24 protein-coding genes are annotated in these 22,543 nt (G+C 35.3%); 6 read left to right on the top strand and 18 right to left on the bottom strand.

Features of this window, described 5'->3' with window-relative positions; all coding sequences use genetic code 11:
* Positions 1–107 precede the first annotated feature (107 nt).
* Positions 108–905 carry an AraC family transcriptional regulator gene (locus LQV47_RS09815; protein WP_230036362.1) on the top strand — a complete coding sequence of 266 codons (798 nt, stop codon included), beginning with the start codon at positions 108–110 and terminating at the stop codon, positions 903–905.
* Positions 906–969: 64 nt separating this feature from the next.
* Complete coding sequence (locus LQV47_RS09810) at positions 970–1,923, top strand: nitrilase family protein (RefSeq protein ID WP_230036360.1); 954 nt, start codon at positions 970–972, stop codon at positions 1,921–1,923.
* Positions 1,924–2,047: 124 nt separating this feature from the next.
* Here LQV47_RS09810 and LQV47_RS09805 read toward each other — a convergent pair whose 3' ends face one another.
* The 9 genes from LQV47_RS09805 to LQV47_RS09765 all read right to left on the bottom strand — a co-directional run bounded on the left by LQV47_RS09805 (position 2,048) and on the right by LQV47_RS09765 (position 10,387).
* Positions 2,048–2,464, bottom strand: a complete 417-nt coding sequence (locus tag LQV47_RS09805) for an EamA family transporter (protein ID WP_185204575.1) — start codon at positions 2,462–2,464, stop codon at positions 2,048–2,050.
* 13 nt (positions 2,465–2,477) lie between these two features.
* On the bottom strand, positions 2,478–3,275 hold the full coding sequence (locus LQV47_RS09800) for a phosphatase PAP2 family protein (protein ID WP_230036358.1): 798 nt from the start codon (positions 3,273–3,275) through the stop codon (positions 2,478–2,480).
* Between the two features lie 29 nt (positions 3,276–3,304).
* On the bottom strand, positions 3,305–3,889 hold the full coding sequence (locus LQV47_RS09795) for an HD domain-containing protein (protein ID WP_185204573.1): 585 nt from the start codon (positions 3,887–3,889) through the stop codon (positions 3,305–3,307).
* A 20-nt stretch (positions 3,890–3,909) separates the two neighbouring features.
* Entirely contained in the window at positions 3,910–6,333 is a 2,424-nt protein-coding gene (locus tag LQV47_RS09790) for a TonB-dependent receptor (protein ID WP_230036356.1), read from the bottom strand.
* A 10-nt stretch (positions 6,334–6,343) separates the two neighbouring features.
* Positions 6,344–6,772, bottom strand: a complete 429-nt coding sequence (locus LQV47_RS09785) for a PepSY-like domain-containing protein (RefSeq protein WP_230036354.1) — start codon at positions 6,770–6,772, stop codon at positions 6,344–6,346.
* A gap of 63 nt (positions 6,773–6,835) precedes the next feature.
* Positions 6,836–7,588 (bottom strand): hypothetical protein, encoded by a 753-nt coding sequence (locus tag LQV47_RS09780; protein ID WP_230036352.1) that lies wholly within the window; start codon positions 7,586–7,588, stop codon positions 6,836–6,838.
* A gap of 148 nt (positions 7,589–7,736) precedes the next feature.
* Positions 7,737–9,023 (bottom strand): HAMP domain-containing sensor histidine kinase, encoded by a 1,287-nt coding sequence (locus LQV47_RS09775; RefSeq protein WP_230036350.1) that lies wholly within the window; start codon positions 9,021–9,023, stop codon positions 7,737–7,739.
* A 6-nt stretch (positions 9,024–9,029) separates the two neighbouring features.
* On the bottom strand, positions 9,030–9,707 hold the full coding sequence (locus LQV47_RS09770; protein WP_230036349.1) for a response regulator transcription factor: 678 nt from the start codon (positions 9,705–9,707) through the stop codon (positions 9,030–9,032).
* A gap of 77 nt (positions 9,708–9,784) precedes the next feature.
* Positions 9,785–10,387, bottom strand: coding sequence for a recombinase family protein (locus tag LQV47_RS09765; protein WP_185204567.1), 603 nt, complete (start codon positions 10,385–10,387; stop codon positions 9,785–9,787).
* A 147-nt stretch (positions 10,388–10,534) separates the two neighbouring features.
* Between LQV47_RS09765 and LQV47_RS09760 the strand changes: the two genes are divergently transcribed.
* Complete coding sequence (locus tag LQV47_RS09760) at positions 10,535–11,863, top strand: transposase (RefSeq protein ID WP_230036347.1); 1,329 nt, start codon at positions 10,535–10,537, stop codon at positions 11,861–11,863.
* 46 nt (positions 11,864–11,909) lie between these two features.
* Here LQV47_RS09760 and LQV47_RS09755 read toward each other — a convergent pair whose 3' ends face one another.
* From LQV47_RS09755 to LQV47_RS09715, 9 genes are all read right to left on the bottom strand, one after another.
* Complete coding sequence (locus LQV47_RS09755; protein ID WP_230036345.1) at positions 11,910–12,221, bottom strand: rhodanese-like domain-containing protein; 312 nt, start codon at positions 12,219–12,221, stop codon at positions 11,910–11,912.
* Positions 12,222–12,262: 41 nt separating this feature from the next.
* Positions 12,263–12,565, bottom strand: coding sequence for a DUF3817 domain-containing protein (locus LQV47_RS09750; protein WP_230036343.1), 303 nt, complete (start codon positions 12,563–12,565; stop codon positions 12,263–12,265).
* A gap of 2 nt (positions 12,566–12,567) precedes the next feature.
* Positions 12,568–13,026 carry a hypothetical protein gene (locus LQV47_RS09745; RefSeq protein WP_230036341.1) on the bottom strand — a complete coding sequence of 153 codons (459 nt, stop codon included), beginning with the start codon at positions 13,024–13,026 and terminating at the stop codon, positions 12,568–12,570.
* A 71-nt stretch (positions 13,027–13,097) separates the two neighbouring features.
* Positions 13,098–13,688 carry a TetR/AcrR family transcriptional regulator gene (locus LQV47_RS09740; protein ID WP_230036339.1) on the bottom strand — a complete coding sequence of 197 codons (591 nt, stop codon included), beginning with the start codon at positions 13,686–13,688 and terminating at the stop codon, positions 13,098–13,100.
* Between the two features lie 90 nt (positions 13,689–13,778).
* Positions 13,779–14,423, bottom strand: coding sequence for a ligase-associated DNA damage response endonuclease PdeM (pdeM, locus tag LQV47_RS09735; protein ID WP_230036337.1), 645 nt, complete (start codon positions 14,421–14,423; stop codon positions 13,779–13,781).
* A 100-nt stretch (positions 14,424–14,523) separates the two neighbouring features.
* Entirely contained in the window at positions 14,524–15,126 is a 603-nt protein-coding gene (locus LQV47_RS09730) for a 2,3-diphosphoglycerate-dependent phosphoglycerate mutase (protein ID WP_230036335.1), read from the bottom strand.
* A gap of 148 nt (positions 15,127–15,274) precedes the next feature.
* Positions 15,275–17,707, bottom strand: a complete 2,433-nt coding sequence (locus tag LQV47_RS09725; RefSeq protein WP_230036333.1) for a ligase-associated DNA damage response DEXH box helicase — start codon at positions 17,705–17,707, stop codon at positions 15,275–15,277.
* Between the two features lies 1 nt (position 17,708).
* Entirely contained in the window at positions 17,709–19,289 is a 1,581-nt protein-coding gene (locus tag LQV47_RS09720; protein ID WP_230036331.1) for an ATP-dependent DNA ligase, read from the bottom strand.
* The gene (locus tag LQV47_RS09715; protein ID WP_230036329.1) at positions 19,286–20,308 is read right to left on the bottom strand and encodes a ligase-associated DNA damage response exonuclease; all 1,023 of its coding nucleotides are present in this window, start codon (positions 20,306–20,308) and stop codon (positions 19,286–19,288) included. Before LQV47_RS09715 ends, LQV47_RS09720 begins: the two co-directional genes overlap by 4 nt.
* Before the next feature lie 201 nt (positions 20,309–20,509).
* Here LQV47_RS09715 and LQV47_RS09710 point away from each other — a divergent pair, with 201 nt between their 5' ends.
* Genes LQV47_RS09710 through LQV47_RS09700 form a run of 3 tightly spaced genes read left to right on the top strand, consistent with a single transcriptional unit; the run spans position 20,510 to position 22,529 of the window.
* Positions 20,510–21,301 carry an SDR family oxidoreductase gene (locus tag LQV47_RS09710; RefSeq protein WP_230036327.1) on the top strand — a complete coding sequence of 264 codons (792 nt, stop codon included), beginning with the start codon at positions 20,510–20,512 and terminating at the stop codon, positions 21,299–21,301.
* A 4-nt stretch (positions 21,302–21,305) separates the two neighbouring features.
* Positions 21,306–21,707: a heme-binding protein gene (locus LQV47_RS09705; protein WP_230036325.1), complete on the top strand. Its 402-nt coding sequence runs from the start codon at positions 21,306–21,308 to the stop codon at positions 21,705–21,707.
* Positions 21,708–21,725: 18 nt separating this feature from the next.
* Positions 21,726–22,529: an AraC family transcriptional regulator gene (locus LQV47_RS09700; protein WP_230036323.1), complete on the top strand. Its 804-nt coding sequence runs from the start codon at positions 21,726–21,728 to the stop codon at positions 22,527–22,529.
* Positions 22,530–22,543: the final 14 nt, after the last annotated feature.

Below are 22,543 nucleotides of genomic sequence, written 5' to 3'. Positions count from 1 at the left end.
GCCACGCTTCTAGTGAATAGGCAGATTTTTACAATCTATGAAGTTTCAGAAATGCTGTGATTTTAAGAATTTAAGGAGTTGAAAAAGATTTTATGTACATTTGAAAGATGCAGATTTCGCCACCTACACATTTGGCGCCTTTCATCAGGCATTATATCTTTTTGGAGAATTCTGAAGAGGATAGTAAGAATGTAAGGCTATTTACCGATGGCAGTACAGGCCTTATCCTGTCGGGTGATATGAATTTGCATTCCAATAGTTCGGTCGAGCGGATGCCTCTTTCTTTTTTTTATGGAGCTTTACACAGCTACAGGGACTTTTATTCGAAAGGGAGCTTTTCTTTAATGGCTGTGGTGTTTCAGCCCTATTTTTTCAATATTCTTTTAAAGATTTCTGCAAAGGAGATCCAAAATCAAATTATTTCCGCAGAAGATATATTACAACATCAGTTACATCCATTTCAGGAAAGGCTTTTCAATAAAGCAGATCCTTTATCAGTAATCAGCAGCCTTAATATCTTTTTTACTGAATTTTTGTCTGCAGAAATAGGCCCTGACTATCATTTTATAAGAGGAGTACAGCACTATATTCTTCAGAATAGAGGTTCTGTCTCATCCAAAGAACTGGAAAAATTTACAGGATATTCAGAGCGCCATCTGGAAAGGAAATTTGAAAATTATATGGGAATATCTCCTAAAAAATACAGTGGCATTACCAGGCTTCATTATTTCTTAAGTCTTATCAATAAAGGAATTGGGGATGAGAATATGACAAGCCTATCTTATGATGCAGGATATGCAGATCAGTCTCACCTGATCCGGGATTTCAAAATAAATACAGGGCTCACTCCCAAACAGTATGTGAAGACAGAAAATAAAATGGCTGTTAATTTCATTGAGCTCTAAATCAAAATGTCGGTTTTATACAATTTTTCAGTTATGCTGTGATCTAGTTTTGCTGAAAAAAATAATGAATATTAAAATTTCTACCGCACAATTTGAAAATAAAAGTGGAGATAAGGAATACAACCTTTCCATTATAGAAAAATTAGCTGCTCAGGCCGCTGCCAAGGGATCACATGTAATTGCTTTCCATGAATGTTCTGTTACGGGATATACCTTTGCCCGGAAACTTTCCCGGGAACAGCTTCTTGATATTGCTGAATTCATTCCCAACGGAGAAAGTATTCAAAAGCTGCAGCATATTGCAGGCCTATATAATATTACCATCCTGGCCGGCCTTTTTGAAAAGGACGAAAATAACAACCTTTTTAAAGCTTATGTCTGTGTGGATAAAACGGGATTAAAAGCCAAATACAGAAAGCTGCATCCTTTTATCAATCCTCACCTTACGCCAGGCAGTGAATATTGTGTATTTGATATATTAGGATGGAAGTGCGGGATTCTAATCTGCTACGATAATAATATTATTGAAAATGTGAGAGCGACCAAACTTCTTGGTGCCGATATTATTTTCATGCCTCACGTTACCATGTGTACACCTTCTACAAGGCCAGGGGCAGGGTTTGTGGACCCTGAACTTTGGTATGAAAGGGAAAATGACCCCACCTCATTACGGTTAGAATTTAATGGGATGAAAGGCAGAGACTGGCTGATGAAATGGCTTCCGGCAAGAGCCTACGATAACGGAGCTTATATTGTTTTCTCAAATCCTATTGGTATGGATGATGATCAGTTGAAAAACGGATGTTCAATGATTATAGATCCTTTCGGGGATATTATTGCAGAATGCCATTCATTTGAAGATAGTTTTGAATCAGCTGTGATTACTCATGAAAAACTTACCCAGGCTGGAGGTTTCAGATATATGAAAGCCCGCAGACCTGAGCTGTACAGAGATATTATAGGAATGGATCATGAATCTCAACAGAAAGTGGTCTGGCTGCCGGAAAAGAATAGCTGAATACTACAAATCTCCCGCAGGTCAACGGGATCTGTGGGAGATGATGTTTCCTTTTTTATTGGGTTCAAACCAAAAATGGGGCAAAATGTCCACTTCGTTAAATAATTTGATGATGAGAACCCAACTATTTCATTGCAAACAAAATAGTTCCGCCAATGATTAACAAAGCTCCGATTGCTGTTTTTAACGTTAATGTTTCTTTGAAAAATAATACAGATAAAATAATGGCAATAGCCACACTTAATTTATCTACAGCGGCTACTTGCGACACTTTTCCTATTTGCAATGCTTTAAAATAAAACAGCCACGATAATCCGGTTGCAATCCCGGAAAGAACAAGAAAAATAATATTAAATTTTGACAGCGAACCTATATCTTTCGCTTCACCTTTTATGAACACGATACTCCATACCAACACAAGGATAATCACAGTCCTTATCCCGGTTGCGAGGTTAGAATTGACATTGGAAACTCCCATTTTGGCAAAAACAGCTGTAAATGCCGCAAATAATGCCGACAACAGCGCATAATAGAACCACATATTTCTTATTAATTTAAAAAGTTTTAACCAAACCTATTCCCATACTTTTATCCTGATAAAATGGCATTACCATCGTCGCTGTACTTTTATTTTTACCTCCCAACAGATTATTAACTTTAGGACATAACCAATAGGCTAATTCTGTAGAAAGTATCCCAAAACCAGCACCTGCAACGACATCCCCTACCCAATGTTTATCATTTAACATTCTGTAAACTCCTGTAAAAACGGCAAATGAATATCCTGAAACTCCCAGCCAGAAGTTGGTATCCTTATATTCCCTGAACATAAATTGAGCAGAAGCAAATGCTATAGCCGTATGCCCCGAAGGAAATGATAGATTATTGGATCCATCCGGTCTTTCTTCTTTAACAATATGTTTTAAAGGAACTATAATTGCTGATGTAATTAACATTGAAGTTCCGTAGATGATACTTCTGTCTTTAAAATTATGTTTTCCCTTCAGTCCGATTGCATTTAATCCGTACACCAAAACTGCAGGGGCAAACTGTGTATAATTATCCAATCTGATATGATCGGGTTTATGCTCATTAATTTCGTCTCTGGTGGAGAAGTTTAATTGCTTAAGACCATTCACAGACAAACTGGCGACTCCGTAACCAATAAGTGCGGTAGGAATGATTAAGCTTTTATAATTTAAATGACTTTTTTCAGTGCTTAATGCAATAATACTGTTTTTATTTGGTTCCTGAACCTGAATGGTATCATTGCTTGTTTGTGCAGACATTTTTCCACAAGCAAAAATTAATACGAAAAGGCGGAATGCTGTTTTTTTAGTAAACTTTGACATCTTAGTAAGTTATTAATTGATTTTAAAATTTATTCGGAATACTTCTTTAATTGAATATTCACTTCTTTAAACTTTGTAAGAACTTTTTGACCGTAGTCTGTGTAATATTCATGATCCGTTAAGAATTTGCAGTTCTTTACCAGCCATTCTTCATCTGTATAAGCCAGTCCAAGATATTTTTCAAACTCTTGTCGTATTGCTTTTTCATACTTTGGATAGTTCGGACATGCCAAATGATATAGATCTGCATCACACAGCACTTTTTCAATTAAAGAAGAAGGTTTTGGAGGATATTTTGTAGAATCAATACAGCTTAAAACAGTATAAATAAAATCTTTTTCGCATCCGAAATTTTCTAAAAAATTCTGTGCTATTTTTTTACTTTCCTCTTCATGACCAATATAAAGATTCACATATCCGCAATCATGAAACCAGGCTGCCACCTGTAAGACAAGCATTTCCTCCTCCGAAAGGTTACTTTGTGCACCAATTTCCCGTACCGCATTTACTACATCATAGGTATGCCCCATACAGTGAAAAGAAAAATCCTCTGAAAGATTTTCTGAAAGAAATAATGTTACATAACTGCTTACAGCTTCTACTAAATTATCCATGATCACTGTTGAGTTTTTTATTAAAATTTATAACTATAGCCTAATCTTACAACTTGAGTTTCATAATAATCATCACTTGTATAAGTAAATCCATTCCCCTGTATTTTCTTCTTAATTACCATTGTATTCAGCAAATCTGTGGCGTTTAAGAATATTTCTCCTTTTCCGTTTTGGATCGATTTTTTCGCTCCCAAGTCCATTGAAAACCTTGAGCCTATTTTCCCTTGCGGAATAATATCTGGAGCCAGATAAACAGCTGTCAATTGAGCGTCAAAACCTTTAGAAAGCTTAAAAGTGTTATTCAATTTTACATTTCCTGAAATGGCCGTTTTCCGATTAGCAGAAAATATATTGGGTTTTGGATAAAGGTTTTCTACCGAAAATGCATCAATCTGATTTCTGTATATATTTCCATTAATATTAAAAGAATATGTTTTCGAAACTTTCTGATTCCAGATCATTTCCAGCCCTGAATTATAACTTTTCCCTGCATTTTGAAATACAGCATAAATCAGTGTACTTTCAGGAACAATACTTGAAATTCTAGTAATTGTTCCATTAGCAAAACGGTGGTATAAAGCTGAATACAAATATCCTTTATCCCAATTATATTTGTGTCCAAACTCAATCGAATTGGTAAACTGAGGTCTTAACTGTGGGTTTCCGACTTTAATGATTTCAGCATCATCATATTTTGGGAAAATACGGATATCAACTTCATTTGGCCTATCAACTCTCCTATTATAAAATACAGATAACTTGTTTTGATCGTTTAATTTATAAGCCAGTCTCAGGTTTGGAAATGGTTGTGTATAATTATAGCTGTCACTTTTGTACGTCGGATGATTGGGATTCACATCATACTGAATTTTCACATATTCCAGTCTTACACCAAGTTCCGCTTCCCACTTTTCGTTTTCGAAAATATAATTACCATAAACAGCAGGAATCAACTCTTTATAAGTTGCCCAACCTCCTGCATTGGCATCCAAAACAGAATTTGTACCAGGAATAAAATTCATATCCGTAGGAATACTTCTGTTTCTCAGTTTAATTCCTGTCTCAATGCGTCCGTATTTCAGAGGTTTCACATAATCAATATTAAAATCATAAACCTGTTCGTCAGACAATAATTTAAAGGCATCTGTTCCGGTTGAAGCCGGCAAATAATTGTCGTAAAAATATTTCTCGTCTTCTCTGTGGAATGTATAATTGAATCCGACATTCAATACATGTCCTACATCTTTGAATTTATGCTGATAAGAAGCAGTTCCCATAATCGTGGTTTTCAACTCATCTTCTAAAAACTGCCAAAGTCGAAGACGTTGAGAGAGATCTCCATTGAAAAATGGCTGGTCTCCACGATCTATAATTTTCTCACTTCCATACAATCCTGAGATTGTTATTGTATTTTGAGCATCTATATTCCAGTCGATTCCGGCTTTTGTGGTAAGATAATTTGTGTTTCTATTTCTTTTTAATTGTGAATTAATGATTGTTCCATCGTCGTAAGTTCTGGTTACAAATTCATTTTTATTCAATGTTTCCGTGTATAAATTATCAGCCTGAAGGAAAATATTAACCTTATCTTTTCTATAGTTAAGCGAAACCGAAGGATTTATTTTTGGTGTAATCGTATATTGAGGTCTTATCGTTGGCAAGTTTTCTTTTCTTACCCAATAGGAACCTGTACCATAAATAAAACCAACTTTCCCGTTCCAGCCGTTCTGTTTATTTTTCTTCATAATAATATTAATGATTCCGGCATTTCCGTTGGCATCATATTTTGATGAAGGATTGTTGATGATTTCAATTTTATCAATTGCAGAAGACGGAATATTATCCAGTCCGCTTTGGCTTCCAAAACCAGTCAATGCCGTTTGTTTACCATCAATTAAAACAGTTACTTTATCGTTACCGCGCAGCTGCACTTTTCCGTCCTGGATAGTTACTCCGGGAAGATTTTGCATACTTTGTAAAACCGAACCTCCGCTTTGGCTGATATTATCGGCAACAGAATATGTTTTTTTATCAAGCTGATTGCTGATTTCATTCTTTTTAGAACCAGTTAAAACAATTTCTTCAATTTTTGATTCTTTTTCTTCCTGCGGTTCAAGTTCTACAACAGAAATTTCCAAAAATTCTGAAAGGCTTCCCACAAAAAGAGATTGAGCTTGCTTTCTAAATCCTGAATGTGAAAACTCCAGCTGATAGTGTCCAGGTTTGATTCCGGTTAATGAAAACTTGCCTTCTTCATCAGTTATCGTTCCGGCAACAAATGTGGAATCTTTTGCATTTTTTGCCATTATATTAACATAAGACAACCCTAACAATTTCATCTTATTTTTTACATTTCCGGAAATGGTAACAACAGCCACCTGTGCAAAAGCTATGGAAGAAAATAGCAGCATTACTAAAAACGCTAAGAGCTTGATTCTATTCATATTATTAAGTTTAGTCTTTGTTTTCCTTTAAAAATTTTCCATTTTTGTCGAAAATCAGATCTTTTCCACTTATTTCTGCCTCATAGGTAATAATATCTTTTGCATCTTTAATTTTCGCGGCTTCTTTTATTTTCTGATTGGGGTAATTTTTAGTGATATATGCTTTGATTGGTGCAGAAAGAGAATTGATACTCATTTCTGTTTCTGTTTCAAGAATGTTGCCTGAAGGAGTGATCACAACAGAAGTTTCCGTTCCTTTTACTTTAAAACCTGCTTCATAATTACCATCTTCTTTTACCCATTTTACCTCTTTAATAGTTGGAAATTGTTTTTGAAAACCTTTCTGGGCAGATGTAGGAACATCTTTCTGCTGAACTTTTTGAGCATTAACAAAAGCTACAGCTGAAATCACTGTCAATAGGAATGCTAACTTTTTCATTTTAATTAAATTTTTAATTTGTAAGGCAATATTCAGGAATGATTTAGAAGAAATTTTGAATTTTTAGTTTTGAAGATCTAATTCTTTCTTTTGCTTTTGATGTGATATAATAATCATCAGAAATAATAGACCTAAAGAAATCAATGAAGCGTATAGTGTACTTAGATTTAATCCACCTTTTAAAATAGATTTAGTAAGAAAATCTCCGAAAGTTGCTCCAAAAGGCCTTGTAAAAACAAAAGCGACCCAAAACAGCAGAACATGATTAAGCTTTGTAAAATAATGAAGCAGAACAACAATAAGTATGATAACACCCGTAATTACAGCTCCTGCTAAATAGCTATATCCTAAATTATCACTCAGGTAATCTCCAAACGCTGTTCCCAGACTGTTGGAGAAAAGAATAGCAACCCAGTAAAAAATTTCTTTATTTCTTTCAAAAACCGGATATACTTCAAGAGTATTATATTTTTTATACCATAGAAAAAGCGTCGTCAAAAGACCGCTTACCAGCATTAAACTACCCAATAAATATCCGGTTTTCAGGGTTCTGTCTATAAAATCTGAAATTTCCGTTCCTAATGTGGTTGTTCCTATAATTACCAGCCAGTAAATGACCGGAATGTATTTTTTTACATTCAGCTGTATTGTAATAATAATGATGAAAAATAAGAGGGTGATTCCTATTCCAACAGTGTAACCAAGGTTGAGCGTCATAGAAATAAAATCTCCCAAAGTTTCTCCCAGTGTGGTTGCTGTTATTTTCATCAGCCAGAAGAGAAGGGTTACAGCTGCTACCTTATTTAGCGTTTTCATATTTTTCTTACAAATTTGATATACAATTTTGTAGAAATTTAGAATGCTTATTTTTTGTAAAAGTATTTAGCTTTCATTTTGCCATTTTTTTAACTATGGTTTTCTCTTGGTGTTCGAAATGAATTTTCCTAAATCATAATTTAAATTTTTATAATACGATAGAAAAAATATGCATACTATTTTCAAATTTATAGCTGATTTTCCATTGATGAAATTTGCAAATTTCACTAATTATAGCCAATCCTAAACCACTACCTTTATGATCCGATGAAAGCTTTGAAAACCTCTTGAATAAAAACTCTGTATTCAATTTTTCTGTTCCGGAATTAGCAACCTCAAGCACAGAACTTGTTAGTTTAACCGAGATTGATCCGTTAGGTGAAGTATGCCGAATTGCATTTAGTATCAGATTATTAATAAGAACTTCCGTTAAACCGCTGTTTCCGTTTACTTTTATATCAGAAGAAATATTTTTATCAACAGAAATATTTTTATGATCGAAATGTTCCTGTAATATTTCCATACTTTGATCTAATAAGCCATCAAATTGAATAATTTCAGCGTTATCAAACTGACTATTGTCGATTTTGGCCAGCAACAAAAGGTTTTTATTAATTCTGGAAATTCTTGTTAAAGCCCTGTACATTTCTTCAGCAATCTGATATTGTCTTTCTGTAAGATCTTCGCTTTGCAGTAAAATATCCAACTTGTTTTTCAAAATTGCTAAAGGAGTCTGTAATTCGTGTGAAGCGTTTTCGGTGAATTCTTTTTGAGTTTTAAAAACCGAAATATTGTGGTCTATTAATTTTCTTAAAGATTGGTTGAGTTCTTCAAATTCTGTTATGTCAGTTTTATCAAATTCGATTTTTGTCTGGCTGTTAAGATTAAATCTTTTAAGCTTATCCAAAGTATTTCGGAATGGCTCCCAGACTGAAGCTGAAAGCCTTTTGTTTAAAAACAATAAACCAACAACGATAAGAATAAAGAAGAAAATGGTTACTAAAGCAATGGCAGCAACGGTTTCCTGAGATTCTTCAATATTGGTTTCAACGGTAAAAAGGAAAGGCTTATTATTAATATAAATCACTTTCATTAAGCATCTATATCGTTCTATCTCAGGTTGCGATATAAACGTTTTCTGCTTTTCTACAGTAAAAAACACATCTTTTTTTGTACTATTGGATAATGCTTTTTTAATATCGGTTCCCGGCTGGATCTGATTCCAAAGCACTAAACTTTTTTCTAACTCCTGATCAGAAAGCTTTAGACTATTAAATTCATAAGCAGTTTTTTCCGCGATTGTTCCATTATGTTCGTCCAATTCACCTTTCCAAATAGTATCAATTACAACATAATATACAGGAATACTAATGACCAGAATGATAAGGACATAAATAATAAATGGCTTTGTAGTCTTGCTTAATAATGGTTTCATAGATATTTAGTTACTTTCCCATTTATATCCTGTTCCATACACTGTTTTCAGATAATGATCGCATCCGGCATCATATAATTTCTTTTTCAGATTCTTTACGTGTGCATATACAAAATCATGATTGTCAAGCATATCTGCAAAATCACCAGACAAATGTTCTGCTAAAGTGCTTTTGGAAATTACCTTATTTTTATTTCCTATAAAATAGAGCAACAGATCGAACTCTTTTTTGGTAAGAGTAATGGTCTGATTATTAATTGAAACAGTTTTTGCTAAAAGATCAATCTCTACTTCATTCTGCCTTACAACATTTGAATTATTAAATTGTTTTCTGCGGATGATAGAATAGATCCTGGCCATTAATTCGGAAAGATGAAAAGGTTTGGTAAGATAATCATCTGCACCTAATTGTAAACCTTTTACTTTATCATTTAAAGCATTTTTCGCAGAAATAATGATAACACCATCTTGTTTATTTTGCTTTTTCAATTCTTCTAAAATAGTAAGTCCGTTTCCATCTGGAAGCATGATATCAAGCAGAATACAATCATAATTAAAAGTCTCTATTTTGTCCATTGCGTCACCAAATGTCGTTGCAAACTCACATAAATAGTTTTCTCCAGAAAGATATTCGGAGATACTTTTTGCCAATTCTGTTTCGTCTTCTATTATTAAGATCTTCATATTACAAATCTATATCTCCAATTCTGAAGAAATTTTGAATTAATTGTTTACTGTATAATGGTAGGCAGTTATAGAAATTATTTGTAATGGATATATTTTTTAACTTTTTGTACTGTATTTTTAGAGCAATCTGTGAGTTTAGCAATTTCTATAATGGTTGGTGGATTTTTTTTGTTTAAATAATGAATAACATTCGGGTACTTGGCTAGAAATTCGTCCACAGATTCTGTTGTATTTTTTAATCTCCCTTTATAGGTTCCTTTAGCTTTTGCAATTGCAATTCCTTCTTTTTGTCTCTCTAATAAAGAGTTCCTTTCCATTTCACTGATATTGGCTAAAACACTTATGATCAATTTGAATGTTGGATTTTCTTTTCCATTAACCCAACTTTCCAGCCCTAAATTATCTACCTTCAAACAAATATTATTTTTGTGCAATTTCTCAATAGTCTGTAATACATCCAATGTATTTCTTCCTAATCTGTCAATACTTGAAACACTCATGTAATGTATCTTATTTTCTTCAACGGCTTTTAGAAGCTCTTTTGCATGGACTCTCTCACTAAATGGAATTGAGCCACTAAGTTTATCTATATATATTTTTTCATCAGGATATTGTTTTTCTAACTGCCGTTCAATTTTTTGGTTTAATGTAGATACTCTTATATATCTTGCCTTCATGTTAGAATTTTTTTGTTAATAAATATAAATAAATTTTACCAATTTTAGAGTGGGTGTTTTTGGTATGTGATTAATACTGTTAATTTGTCTGAAATTATTGTATTCTACTACCAATGTTAAACTATAGTCTAAGTAACCACCCCAAAATTGACCGAAGTAACAAGTCATTTTGTTCATGAGGCTATTGGAGAAAATGTTTATATTCCTCTTACAAAAATATTATCAGACATAAATTATTCGACAGATTTTACTTCATCTTTTTTACACTACAGCCGAAAATCAAGTAAAGATTCTCCTGCAGGAAGTATTATTTATGCAGCAGTTATAGCTTTAGGATGCAATATTGGTGTAAGGAAAATGGGTAAAATATCTACAGGTATCGGAGCTGATAAATTAGAATATGTAGTAAGGTGGTTTTTTAGTAGGGATAATATTGATGAAGCGAATCAAATGATTTTAGAAATTACGGACAAACTTTCACTACCCAAAATATACCTTCAGAAAAAAAATTCATTACACACTTCAAGTGATGGACAAAAATTTAACGTAACTGTTCCTTCAATCAATGCAACACATTCTTTTAAATATTTTGGAACCGGAAAAGGTATTTCCGCTTATAGTTTTATTGATGAAAAAAGTAAACTTTTTTATAACAGTGTAATTAGTGCTTCTGAAAGAGAAGCTGGATATATACTTGATGGACTTCTCCATAACAAAGATATAGAGAGTGACATGCATTCTACAGACACCCATGGATATAGTGAAATCATATTTGGGGTATGCAATTCTTTAGGAATTTTATTTGCTCTAAGAATAAAAAATTACAATGGTCAACTTTTATACACATTTAAAGATTTTCCAAGAAATACTTATGAAAGCAAAGGTTATAAAATTCTTCCTTCAAAAAGTATGTATATAGATGAGAACATCATTAAAGAGCAATGGGAAAATATATTGAGATTATTATGTTCAATTAAGTTGGGAGAAGTTAAGGCTTCTATTATTTTGAAACGATTAAGCTCTTATTCAAAGCAACATCCTTTATATAAAGCAATGAAAGAAATTGGTAGAATTCATAAAACTTTATTTTTATTACGGTATTTTGATGAGCCTTCTTTAAGACAAAGCATTGAAAAACAATTGAATAAAATTGAACTATCACATCTTTTTGCTAAAGCTGTTTTTTTTGGCAACAATCAAGAATTTAAATATGAGACAAAAGAAGAGCAAGAAATTGCTGTAGCATGCAGACATTTAATTCAAAATGCAATTATCTTATGGAACTATCTTTTTATCTCAAATAAACTTTCCGAAATTGAGCAGAAGGAGAAAATACAAGAGAATATAGAATTAATGAAAAATAGCTCTATAATGACTTGGCAGCATGTTAATATGCATGGGGAGTATGATTTTGTAATTGATATTGAGAAACCACCATTCGATATGATTAAGATTAACTCATTAAATATTAATTAATTATGGCTTGAAATGAACATTTTGTCCCATTTTTGGTTTGAACTCTTTATTGTTGTATCATATGCTGGAGGTCACTCCAGGCACCCCCATTGTAAACATGTTTGAAACCCTTCTCTTTTAATATATTTTCTGCTTTTACACTTCGGAGACCATGAGAGCATACTGTAATATATGTTTTTTCGGGATTCAGCTCAATATAGCGCTCCCTGATGGTTCCCAAAGAAATATTGACAGAGCCTGCTATATGGCCCATAGCATATTCTTTCTCCGTTCTCACATCAAGGATTACAGCTCCTTTTCTGATCAGCTGATTCAGATCTTTGTCCAGGGTCTGATATTGATAAACTCTGTAGATCACATATACTGTAAGAACGATTCCTCCTAATATCAGTAAGTTTCTTATAGTTTGCTTAAAATTTTTCTGTCAATATAAAAAGTTCCAAAGGGAATAAAACAGGCTAAGATAACTTTCCATGTTGTCTCCTTAAATTTCCAGCCCTGTTCTACACCCACACTCAATGTATTGAATAGAAAAAGTAGAAATAAAGTACCATGAACCGGCCCTAGCGTGCTTACAAGGAAAGGAGCATTCAATCCGTATTTAACAGGAACTGCAATGAAAATTAAACTTAATAAAGAAATACCTTCAAGGATGGCCAATATTCTCAGGCGTCCTATTTTAGTTTTGAATAAATGTATCATAATTATCTGAAATAAGGTCTGTTAACAAAAGGAGAGAAGGGCCAGGGAATGGCAATGAAAATCATGACTAATGCAGCTATAAACCATATCATCATTATTTTAAACTTTTCCCGGTCTTCCGGTTTTCTCTTAGCCAAAGCTGATCCAATAGTGATCAGGATAACAGCAGTAATCATCATTGTGATATGAATAAGTCCGAAGAACAACAGATCAAATGATTCTTTGGCTTCATAAAAATTTTTCCAGAAGTATCGGACAATGGGACTTTTAATATACAATATCATCCCAAGAACCAGTTGGATATGAGCTATGGTAGCAGTCCAGTGTCTTACAGAATTATCCGTCTTTGTAAACTGACCTGCGGAAAAATATCCCTTATAAGCCCGGAATATTGAATAAATAAGGCTTAATAGAACGAGCCATCGGAAGGTTGAATGCAGGAAAGTAAGTGTCTGATACATGCCTAGTTATTTTTGAACAGAGCAAAGGTATAATAAAAACATACTAATTAGTATGTTTTTGTTTAAAAAAATTATTGAAGAGTTTCAAAATAGGCTTTAAGTCCTTTTAAATAAATAAGATACACTGATTTGGAATTTTCGAGTTTTCCAAGATTTCTTACTCCCCAGTACCCAGACATCACAAAGACTGCAATTTCTTTTGCGTTAACGGTTTGTTTAACGGTACCTGCTTCTTTACCATTATTTATACTCTCTGTCATGGCATGTTCCCACTGTTCAGACAAATCATTCAGAGCTTTGGTGAAATTTATATTCCATGGCGCCATTTCCTGTGTGAAATTAGAGGCAGGACAGCCATATTCAACTTTTAGAAATTCATTGTCCATCAATACTTCATGCATCAGCTTATAAATGCTATCCAATGGATTGTGGCTTTGCTGAAGAGGTTCTACAAAAGTTTTTTTAAATGTAGGTTTAAGAAGTTCATTGATAATAGCAATCCCCATTTCATCTTTCGTTTTGAAGTGATAATAGAATGCTCCTTTTGTTACCTGTGTTGTAGCAATAATCTCATCAATACTGGTGGTTTGATATCCTTTTACATAAATGAGTTCAAAGGCTTTCTGAAGAATACTAAGACGGGTTGCTTCTGATTTTTTCATTCAAGTACTGAGTGTATACTGCAAAGGAACAAATTTTTAATAAGAAACAAAACTATCCTTATTCTACTTTAATAGAATTTAAATTATTTTTTAAACCTCGTAAATTTCAGCGTCTGTAAAAGCGTAGAACTTACTTTTCTCAGGCAGATTTTTAGTATCCAATCCTGTAAACCTGCTAAAGGCCGGTAACAATAACTGGTTGCTGCTAAGGGCAAAACAGGGGAGTCTGATACTTGTTACAGCAGAATTCAAAATAATTCCCGGGTGAATATGCCCTGTAACCTGAAATCCTGATGTTGCTGCATCAAAATCGTGAATAAAGGAAATTCCATTCATAGTGAGTACCGGGGTTTTATAATGTAAGCAAAGTTTCTTCTCAAGAGATTTTGAAATCCGGTCATGATTTCCTTCAACAAGATAAAACTCTATATCAGGATATTGATTTCTCCAGGTACAGAATTCATCTACATCAGAATTATCTCCTGCATGAAGCAGGTCACCGACTACAATAAATTTTTCCGGCTGAAAGCATTCAATAAGTGCTGATAATCTTTCCAGATCGCTCTTCATGATATGGTTGGCCAGGGCAATCCCGTTTTTACGGAAATGAGCCGTCTTTCCTATATGAAGATCAGAAAGGACCAATGCTTTTTCCTTTTCCCAAAATGCTGCCCGTTGATTGGTTAAAGTAAAAGTCTCGTTTTGTATAAAAATATTTCTGGTAGCTATAAACACGGGTGATGAGTTAAGAGTTATGAGTTAAGAGTTATGAGTTATGAGTTATGAGCTAAGAGTTTTAAAGTGTAATCTGCAGGGAGTTATAAGATCACAAATATCAGGTATCTTTTCTGCTTACATGAAAATATTCATCGAAAATATATGTGACGGGAATTCCTGTAGCAATTTCCCTTTCCAGAATTTCTTCCGGTGATAAATGTTCCAGGTACATAATAAGTGAACGGAGGCTGTTTCCATGAGCTACGATCAATACATTTTTCCCTTCTTTCAGCAAAGGGGCAATTTGGGTTTCAAAGTAAGGAATTACCCGGTTGTAGGTATCTTTAAGGCTTTCTCCGCCCGGAGGAACCACATCGTAAGATCTTCGCCAGGTGTGCACCTGTTCATCTCCATATTTCAATGCTGTCTCAGCTTTATTAAATCCTTCAAGATCTCCGTAGGAACGTTCATTAAGTGCTTTATCTTTTATAACCGGAATATTGGGTTTTCCTATTTCATCCAGAATGATGGTAAGGGTATGCTGTGCTCTGATCAGTACAGAGGTAAAAGCGATATCTATTTTTTCTTTTTTTAAGATAATAGCAGCCTTTTTAGCTTCTTCAATGCCTGCATCAGTAATATCTATATCTTGCCAGCCTGTAAATCTGTTTTCAAGATTCCAGAGTGACTGCCCGTGACGGACCAGGAACAATTTTGCCATTATTTATACAATATTTAATCTTCAAAGAAGGTACTCTAAGGTACGATGATTATTAAACGTATCAAAGATTTTTAACTATAAAAAAGCATCACAGTTTCAGAGATGTTCTGTTAGACTTGTAATAGGTTTTAATGTAAAAACATCTCCGTTAAAGTTTCAGCATTCTTCTGATCCTTGCATCCAGCCCTTCACTGGAAAGCGTTTGCCTCAGGCTGTCTACTTTTATCGGAAAGCTTAGCGGGGTGAATGAACGGGAATGTTTTAAAATAATTTCAGATTTTTCAATTCTTTTGAATGCCTCTACAAGACGCTGTTCCTGAAGCTGCATATTAAAAACCTCAGTATAAGCCTGTTTGATAAGGAAATGATTGGGATCATAATCTTCAAGTACTTTAAAAATAAGACCTGCAGAACTTTGTAATGATTTGTTGGACCGTTGTTTACCTGCATAATTTTGAATAACCATTCCTGAGATCACTGCAATATCCCGGAATTTCCTTCTTGCCATTTCTGCGGAATTAATACTGGCAATCACATCATTCATAAGGTTATCCCTTGTTAAGATAGAGGGTAGATTTTCATCGTTAAGAGGGATTTCCTTATCGCTGAATAGCTCAAATCCATAATCATTCATGGCCATTGAAAAGGAAATAGGAGCCAGCTTGGAAATACGGTAAGCAATTAATGCTGCCATTACTTCATGAACCAGCCTTCCTTCAAACGGATACATAAATAAATGATACCCTTCACGATTCCTGATCATTTCCACCAAAAACTCATCTTCTTTGGGAATATGAGAGCTGGTTTCCTGGTTTACTAACAGCGGATGCAGGAATTTCAGTTCTTTTTCCGAAGCTTTAGGACTTAAAGCATGCGAAAGTTTCTCCCTCAAAAAATGTCCCAGATTGGAGCTTAAAGGTAATCTTCCACCCAGATAGCTTGGCACCAGGGCTTTTCCTTTTGCTGACCTTACATAGACAGTCATATCTTTTATCATGGCTACTTCCAGTGTACGGCCTGCTAAAATAAATTTCTCTTCTTTTTTCAGTTTTGAGATAAAATATTCCTCAATCATTCCCACATACCCACCGGAAATAAATTTTACCTTCAGCATGGCATCACTCACAATTACTCCCATATTCATCCGGTGAAGCATGGCTATTTTCCGGGAAGTTACTTTGTATAAACCGTCTTCCATAATAACGATTTTGTGGAATTCTTCGTAGTTTTTTAAAACGTTGCCACCGATAGTAAGAAATTCAAGAATACCTTTCCATTCTTCGTCCATTATTTCCTGAAAAGCATATACTTTTTTGATCCTCTCATATAATTCATCAGGATAAAAGCCATCACCTACTGCCAGAGTCATCAGAAACTGAACCAGAACATCAAAACAAAGAACCTGAGGTTCTCTGGGTTCTACAACTTTCTGTTTTACAGCTTCTTTTAAAGCCGACACTTCAATCAGTTCTAAAGAATGCGTTGGGACACAATAGATTTTAGAAGTTTCAAAAGGGGAGTGTCCGCTTCGTCCGGCACGTTGTAAAAACCTTGCTACACCCTTTGCTGAGCCAATCTGAATGACGGTATCTACGGGTTTAAAATCTATTCCCAAATCTAAAGATGAAGTAGAAACTACGGCTTTTAACTTTCCTGAGCTTAAGTTTTCTTCAATCCAGATTCTGAGATGGGCATCAATAGAACTGTGATGAATGGCTATCTGTCCGGCAAAGTCCGGATAAGCGTCCAGCAGCAATTGGTACCACATCTCACTTTGGCTTCGGGTATTGGTAAAAACAATGGTTGATTTTGAATCGAGAATAATAGGGACTACTTTATCTGCCAATTTATTCCCAAGATGCCCGGCCCACGGTAATATTTCTATTTCATCCGGGAACACTGGAATGATGTCTATTTTTTTGTGTTCCTTGGCGGTAATTTTTACTTTTTTTATGCCATAGGGAATAAGAACTTCCATGGCTTCATCAAGGTTTCCAATGGTAGCCGTGATTCCCCATATTTTAATTTTGGGAACATACTTTCTAAGCTGTGAAATCCCCAATTCTATCATTACCCCGCGTTTTGAACCCAGAAGTTCGTGCCATTCATCAGTAACAACAGTTTTCAAATCCCGGAAAAAAGCTCCGTTATTTTTCTGTGCCAGCAGAAGATGCAGGCTTTCCGGAGTTACCACAAGAATTTCGGGCATTTTTTTTACCTGTTGTTGCCTTACTTTTGGATCTGTATCCCCATTTCTTACTCCTACGGCCCAGTCCAGCCCAATTTCATCAACTGCTTCCTGCATAGCTTTTGCAATATCTTTAGACAAGGATCGGAGAGGAGTAATCCATATCATCTGCAAGCCCTTTCTGTAATTTTCAGGGTGATTCAGGAAATCGGAAACCAAGGCTAAAAAAACAGAAAATGTTTTACCAAAACCAGTAGGGGCTATCACCATTCCGCTATATCCGCTTCCAAATTTCCGCCATGTATCCGTTTGGAACTTAAATGGTGACCTATTTTTTCCAGCCATCCATTGCTGAATGATTGTAAATCCGTCGGTATGTTCAAAAGCTGCCAAATTACTGTATTAATTTTTTTATTTCTTCAAGACTATCAATTTCATCTACCGTTTTATCTTTCCGCCATCTTACAATTCTGGGAAACCTTAACGCTACACCACTTTTATGACGGTTACTGAACCCTATTCCTTCAAAAGCGATTTCAAAAACAAGCTCTGCTTTTACGGTTCGCACCGGACCAAATTTTTCAATCGCATTTTTGTTTACAAACCGGCTGACTTCCATAATTTCTTTATCCGTAAGCCCGGAATAGGCTTTTGCTATGGTTACCAGAGCATCTCCGTTTTTTACAGCAAAACTGTAGTCGGTATAGTAAGCACTTCTCCTGCCACTGCCTTTTTGGGCATAGATTAAAACGGCATCAATGGTAAACGGATTAATCTTCCATTTCCACCAATCTCCTTTTTTCCGCCCGGAGTGATAGGGAGAGTTCATTTGCTTCAGCATTAATCCTTCACTGTTAATAGCCCTTGAATTTTCCCGTATAGCATTTAATTCTTCCCATTTCTCAAAATCAATATTTCTGGAAATGGTAATGTTTTCAGGATCTTCATTGAGTATTAACTCTTCCAGCATTGCCCTTCTTGAAGAAATAGGTTTCTCCCGCAGGTCATTATTTTCAAGCTCCAGGAGGTCATAAACGAATACTTCTACAGGGATTTCCGATATCATTTTTTTAGTTAAATTCTTTCTGTTTAATCTTTTCTGTAACTCATTGAAATTTAAAACTTTACCATCCTTTACCGCAAGTATTTCTCCATCTAAAACAAAGTTGCCTTTCATGGCTTTTACAGTATCTGCAATTTCCGGAAACTGTTCTGTGACAAGCTCTTCTCCTCTGGACCATATAAAGACTTCATCATTCCTGCGGATGATCTGTCCCCGTATTCCATCCCATTTATATTCCACCAGCCATTCATGAGGGTCTCCCAGCTGGTCAGGTTCTTTTTCTAATGGATAGGCAAGGCAGAACGGATAGGGTTTTGAATTATCCGGGTTGATATTTTCAGCAGAAATTAATTCTTTAAAAGAAACTTCATCAGGCTTCCATTTTCCCATAAGGCTATGCATCAGTACACTGGATTCTTGTCCCGAGAATTTTGTCAGGGCATTGATTAATGTTTTATCTGAAACACCGATGCGGAAGCTTCCCCCTATTAATTTATTGAAGATCAGCCGTTCCGTATAGTCCAGACCGTTCCATGAGTTCAGAACAAATGCTTTCTTTTCTGCCTCTGTTTTATCTTTTAAATGAACAATTTCGTTCATCCACTGTGATAAAGTACGGTCAATTTTTTCCTGAGGCGGAGGAAGGATCAGTGAAATTGTTTCTCCAAGGTCTCCTACAGAAGAATAAGATTCCTGAAATAGCCAGAATGGAAGTTTAGTTATTTCCAAAACCCATTCTTTCATGTAATTGGTGTTAACATTTCTCTTGGGCCTTTTGCCTGTAAATAAAGCAATAAACCATAGCTTATCATCATCCGGAGAACGTTCCAGATAATCAAGGATGGCCTCAATCTTAGCATTGGTTTTATTGGTTGTTTCCAAAGCATTGATCAGATCTGCAAAATGTCTCATACTTCAGGGTTTTCAGGGTTTACCTTTTCTGTTTCTTCATCATCTTCACCAAAAAGAGTTTCCACCACATCGGCATGAATGCCAATTTCATTCAGATATTTTGAAAATATTTCAGTCTGTCCATGGGTAACATGAACAATTTCGGCTTCTGTAGCTTTTACGGTCTGCAAAAGCCCCTTCCAGTCTGCATGGTCACTCATAGCAAATCCTGCATCTGCACTCCGCCATCTTCGGGCACCCCGCACCTGCATCCATCCTGAACATAGGGCCGTTGCCGGATCAGGAATTTTTTTAATGATATTGCTGTCCAGTAAAGCCGGCGGAACAATAACAATTTCGTGTTCCATCTCTTTTGGACGTTCTTTAAAATCTGCAATGGTATAATCGGGAAGCTTGATTCCGACAGTTTCAAAAGCCTCATTCAATTTTCCAATGGAGTAATGGACATATATTTCTCCCAATCCTTCCACAGCTTTCATAATCCGCTGGGCTTTTCCTAAAGAATATCCAATAAACACCGAAGTTTTATTATTTTCTTTATTCTTTAGCACCCAATTCTGAAGTTTTTTATTTAAATCCTGAACTTCTAACCAATTGTAAATAGGCAGTCCAAAAGTACTCTCTGTAACAAATTCATTACATCTTACCAGTTCAAAAGGGGTACTCAGCCCATCATACTGAACTTTATAATCACCAGAAATAACTGTTACATATCCTTTATATTCAAGTCTGATCTGTGCAGAACCAATAATATGGCCCGCAGGATGAAGGGACACTTGTACACCGTTCATATTAATTTTTTCTCCATATTCTACTCCCTGGCATTCAATATCCAATCCTATTCTTTGATACAGGATCGGTTTTGTAAAATGATGACAGAGGTATTTTTTCATTCCCCAACGGGCATGGTCAGCATGTCCATGGGTAATGACTGCCATATCTACAGGCCTCCAGGGATCTATATAAAATTTTCCCTGTGGACAGTAAATACCTTTTTTAGTAAATGTGATTAATTTCAATGGTGTGATTGGTTTTATAGAATGACCTTCAAAAACTTAACCAAATTACAATAAACCGTTTACTTTTAAACCGGAATATGAAAAAATACCTTGTAGTCGCAATACATCAGATGAACTTTCCAGCAATAAAAAATTGAACTTTACAACAATAGTAACCTTTCGCAAATCTTTGAAATTTGTATCATCATAAAAAAGAATACAATGAGTAAAACAATTTTGATTACAGGTGCAGCAAGCGGATTTGGGAAGATTGCTGCTTTTGATTTGGCAAAGAAAGGACACAAAGTAATTGCCACAGCTCAGGTTTATCCTCAGATGAGTGATTTAATCAGAGAAGCTAAAGAAAAGGGAATCGATCTTACAGTTGATAAACTGGATGTCACCAATTCCCGTGATATCGCTTATATCCATCAAAAATATGATATCGATATTTTAATCAGCAATGCCGGGATTATGGAAGGAGGCCCTATTGCTGAACAGCCACTGGAATTGATCCGTTCTATGTTTGATGTGAATGTATTTGGTGGGCTGGAGCTGGCTCAGGGGTTTGTCAAAAAGTTCATTGAACAAAAGAAGCCGGGTAAAATCGTATTCACCACTTCTATGGGTGGGCTGTGGACTGTACCTTACGTTGCTGCATACTGTGCCTCAAAACATGCAATGGAATCTATTGCAGAAGGTTTAAAAACAGAACTGGCCCAGTTTAATATTAAAATTGCAACCTGCAATCCTGGAGTATTTGGAACAGGCTTTAATGACCGTGGGGTAGACTCTATTTTCCGATGGTATAATCCTGAGACCAACTTTACGCCTCCATCTGTCTTTGACGGTACTGCAGAGTCACTGGCTCATCAGTTAGATCCACAATCTATGGCAGACTGCATTGTGAATGTAGCTTTAGATGATCATTCCAATTTTAGAAATGTACATCCCAAAGAAACGGAGGATTTTGTAAAACAGCTTCAGGCTGAGGCATGGACGGCAAAAAGTTAATCATATGGGAATCAGTTATGATCTGGCAGAAAAAGCATTAAAAGCAGCTGTCCGGAAAGCAAAAACGCTGAATATTCCTGTAAGCATTGCCGTGGTGGATACCGGGGGACATCTGGTTTCTTTTGCAAGGTTAGACAGTGTATATGGGGTGATTGATTTTGCAGTGAAAAAGGCAAAGACTGCTGTTATGTTTGGTGTTGACAGCGATATTATGGGCAGTATTATTACCGGAGCTGACATGCATGGCTATGGAATGCTGAATTCTAATGGGGGACTGTTAACAATTGGCGGAGGAGTAGTTATTAAAAATACTCAGGGAGAAATTATCGGAGCAATCGGCTCTTCAGGCGGAAGTCCCGAGCAGGATAAAGAGATTGCAACGGCAGGCGCTTCCGGTATCGCTTAATTTTCAGATATTTGTACAATGGAGAATACTTCTGAAATCATCTTTGATAAACTGGTTTATTCATGTGCTTTTGAAACGTACAGGGGACATGAAGAATTTATTCCGGATCATTTTCTGGGATTTCAGATATCCGGAGAAACGCATGCTTTTCATGATCAGGGAAAAACTGTTGTTAAAGAAAATACCGTGGTGCTGGTCAGAAAAAATCAATTGATCAGAACTATTAAATATCCTTCAGAAAAAGAGAAGTATCAGTTTATATCAATTACCCTTGATCTTGAAACATTGCGGCAATATGCTACAGAAAATAAAATTGTTATGGATGTTCCGTTTGCGGGTAATCAAAGATTATTTTTTGAACCGGATGATTTTTTCAGAGGTTATTTTCAGTCTCTTCTTCCGTATGTTGATAAAACAAAAGAAGTGACGCTGAGACTTGCTATTTTAAAGATCAGGGAAGCTATAGAGCTTATTTTACAAAGCAATCCGGATTTTAAGAATTTGCTGTTTGATTTTTCAGAACCTCATAAGATCGACCTGAAAGAATTTATGAATAAAAATTTCATGTTCAACGTCTCTGTAGAGGCTTTTGCCAAGCTTACAGGGCGAAGTCTCTCAGGATTTAAGAGAGATTTTAATAAAACTTTCAGTAAAACACCCAAACAATGGCTCAAGGAAAAAAGACTGGAAGAAGCGTATTATCTGATCAGGTACAAACAAAAGAAGCCATCAGATATCTATCTGGATCTTGGTTTTGAAAATCTTTCCCATTTTTATTATTCCTTTAAAAAAAAATACGGGAAGACAACATCTGAAGTTTAGCTTAAAATAAAATG

It is taken from the genome of Chryseobacterium sp. Bi04 (assembly GCF_918698085.1).
Lineage (GTDB): Bacteria > Bacteroidota > Bacteroidia > Flavobacteriales > Weeksellaceae > Chryseobacterium.
This window is presented reverse-complemented; position numbering and strand designations above follow the sequence as displayed.

Bases quoted from the DNA above. Each gene is read 5' to 3' on its own strand.
- LQV47_RS09815 (WP_230036362.1), top strand. From the start codon at position 108: ATGCAGATTTCGCCACCTACACATTTGGCGCCTTTCATCAGGCATTAT.
- LQV47_RS09810 (WP_230036360.1), top strand. From the start codon at position 970: ATGAATATTAAAATTTCTACCGCACAATTTGAAAATAAAAGTGGAGAT.
- LQV47_RS09805 (WP_185204575.1), bottom strand. From the start codon at position 2,464: ATGTGGTTCTATTATGCGCTGTTGTCGGCATTATTTGCGGCATTTACA.
- LQV47_RS09800 (WP_230036358.1), bottom strand. From the start codon at position 3,275: ATGTCAAAGTTTACTAAAAAAACAGCATTCCGCCTTTTCGTATTAATT.
- LQV47_RS09795 (WP_185204573.1), bottom strand. From the start codon at position 3,889: ATGGATAATTTAGTAGAAGCTGTAAGCAGTTATGTAACATTATTTCTT.
- LQV47_RS09790 (WP_230036356.1), bottom strand. From the start codon at position 6,333: ATGAATAGAATCAAGCTCTTAGCGTTTTTAGTAATGCTGCTATTTTCT.
- LQV47_RS09785 (WP_230036354.1), bottom strand. From the start codon at position 6,772: ATGAAAAAGTTAGCATTCCTATTGACAGTGATTTCAGCTGTAGCTTTT.
- LQV47_RS09780 (WP_230036352.1), bottom strand. From the start codon at position 7,588: ATGAAAACGCTAAATAAGGTAGCAGCTGTAACCCTTCTCTTCTGGCTG.
- LQV47_RS09775 (WP_230036350.1), bottom strand. From the start codon at position 9,023: ATGAAACCATTATTAAGCAAGACTACAAAGCCATTTATTATTTATGTC.
- LQV47_RS09770 (WP_230036349.1), bottom strand. From the start codon at position 9,707: ATGAAGATCTTAATAATAGAAGACGAAACAGAATTGGCAAAAAGTATC.
- LQV47_RS09765 (WP_185204567.1), bottom strand. From the start codon at position 10,387: ATGAAGGCAAGATATATAAGAGTATCTACATTAAACCAAAAAATTGAA.
- LQV47_RS09750 (WP_230036343.1), bottom strand. From the start codon at position 12,565: ATGATACATTTATTCAAAACTAAAATAGGACGCCTGAGAATATTGGCC.
- LQV47_RS09745 (WP_230036341.1), bottom strand. From the start codon at position 13,026: ATGTATCAGACACTTACTTTCCTGCATTCAACCTTCCGATGGCTCGTT.
- LQV47_RS09740 (WP_230036339.1), bottom strand. From the start codon at position 13,688: ATGAAAAAATCAGAAGCAACCCGTCTTAGTATTCTTCAGAAAGCCTTT.
- LQV47_RS09730 (WP_230036335.1), bottom strand. From the start codon at position 15,126: ATGGCAAAATTGTTCCTGGTCCGTCACGGGCAGTCACTCTGGAATCTT.
- LQV47_RS09720 (WP_230036331.1), bottom strand. From the start codon at position 19,289: ATGAGACATTTTGCAGATCTGATCAATGCTTTGGAAACAACCAATAAA.
- LQV47_RS09710 (WP_230036327.1), top strand. From the start codon at position 20,510: ATGAGTAAAACAATTTTGATTACAGGTGCAGCAAGCGGATTTGGGAAG.
- LQV47_RS09705 (WP_230036325.1), top strand. From the start codon at position 21,306: ATGGGAATCAGTTATGATCTGGCAGAAAAAGCATTAAAAGCAGCTGTC.
- LQV47_RS09700 (WP_230036323.1), top strand. From the start codon at position 21,726: ATGGAGAATACTTCTGAAATCATCTTTGATAAACTGGTTTATTCATGT.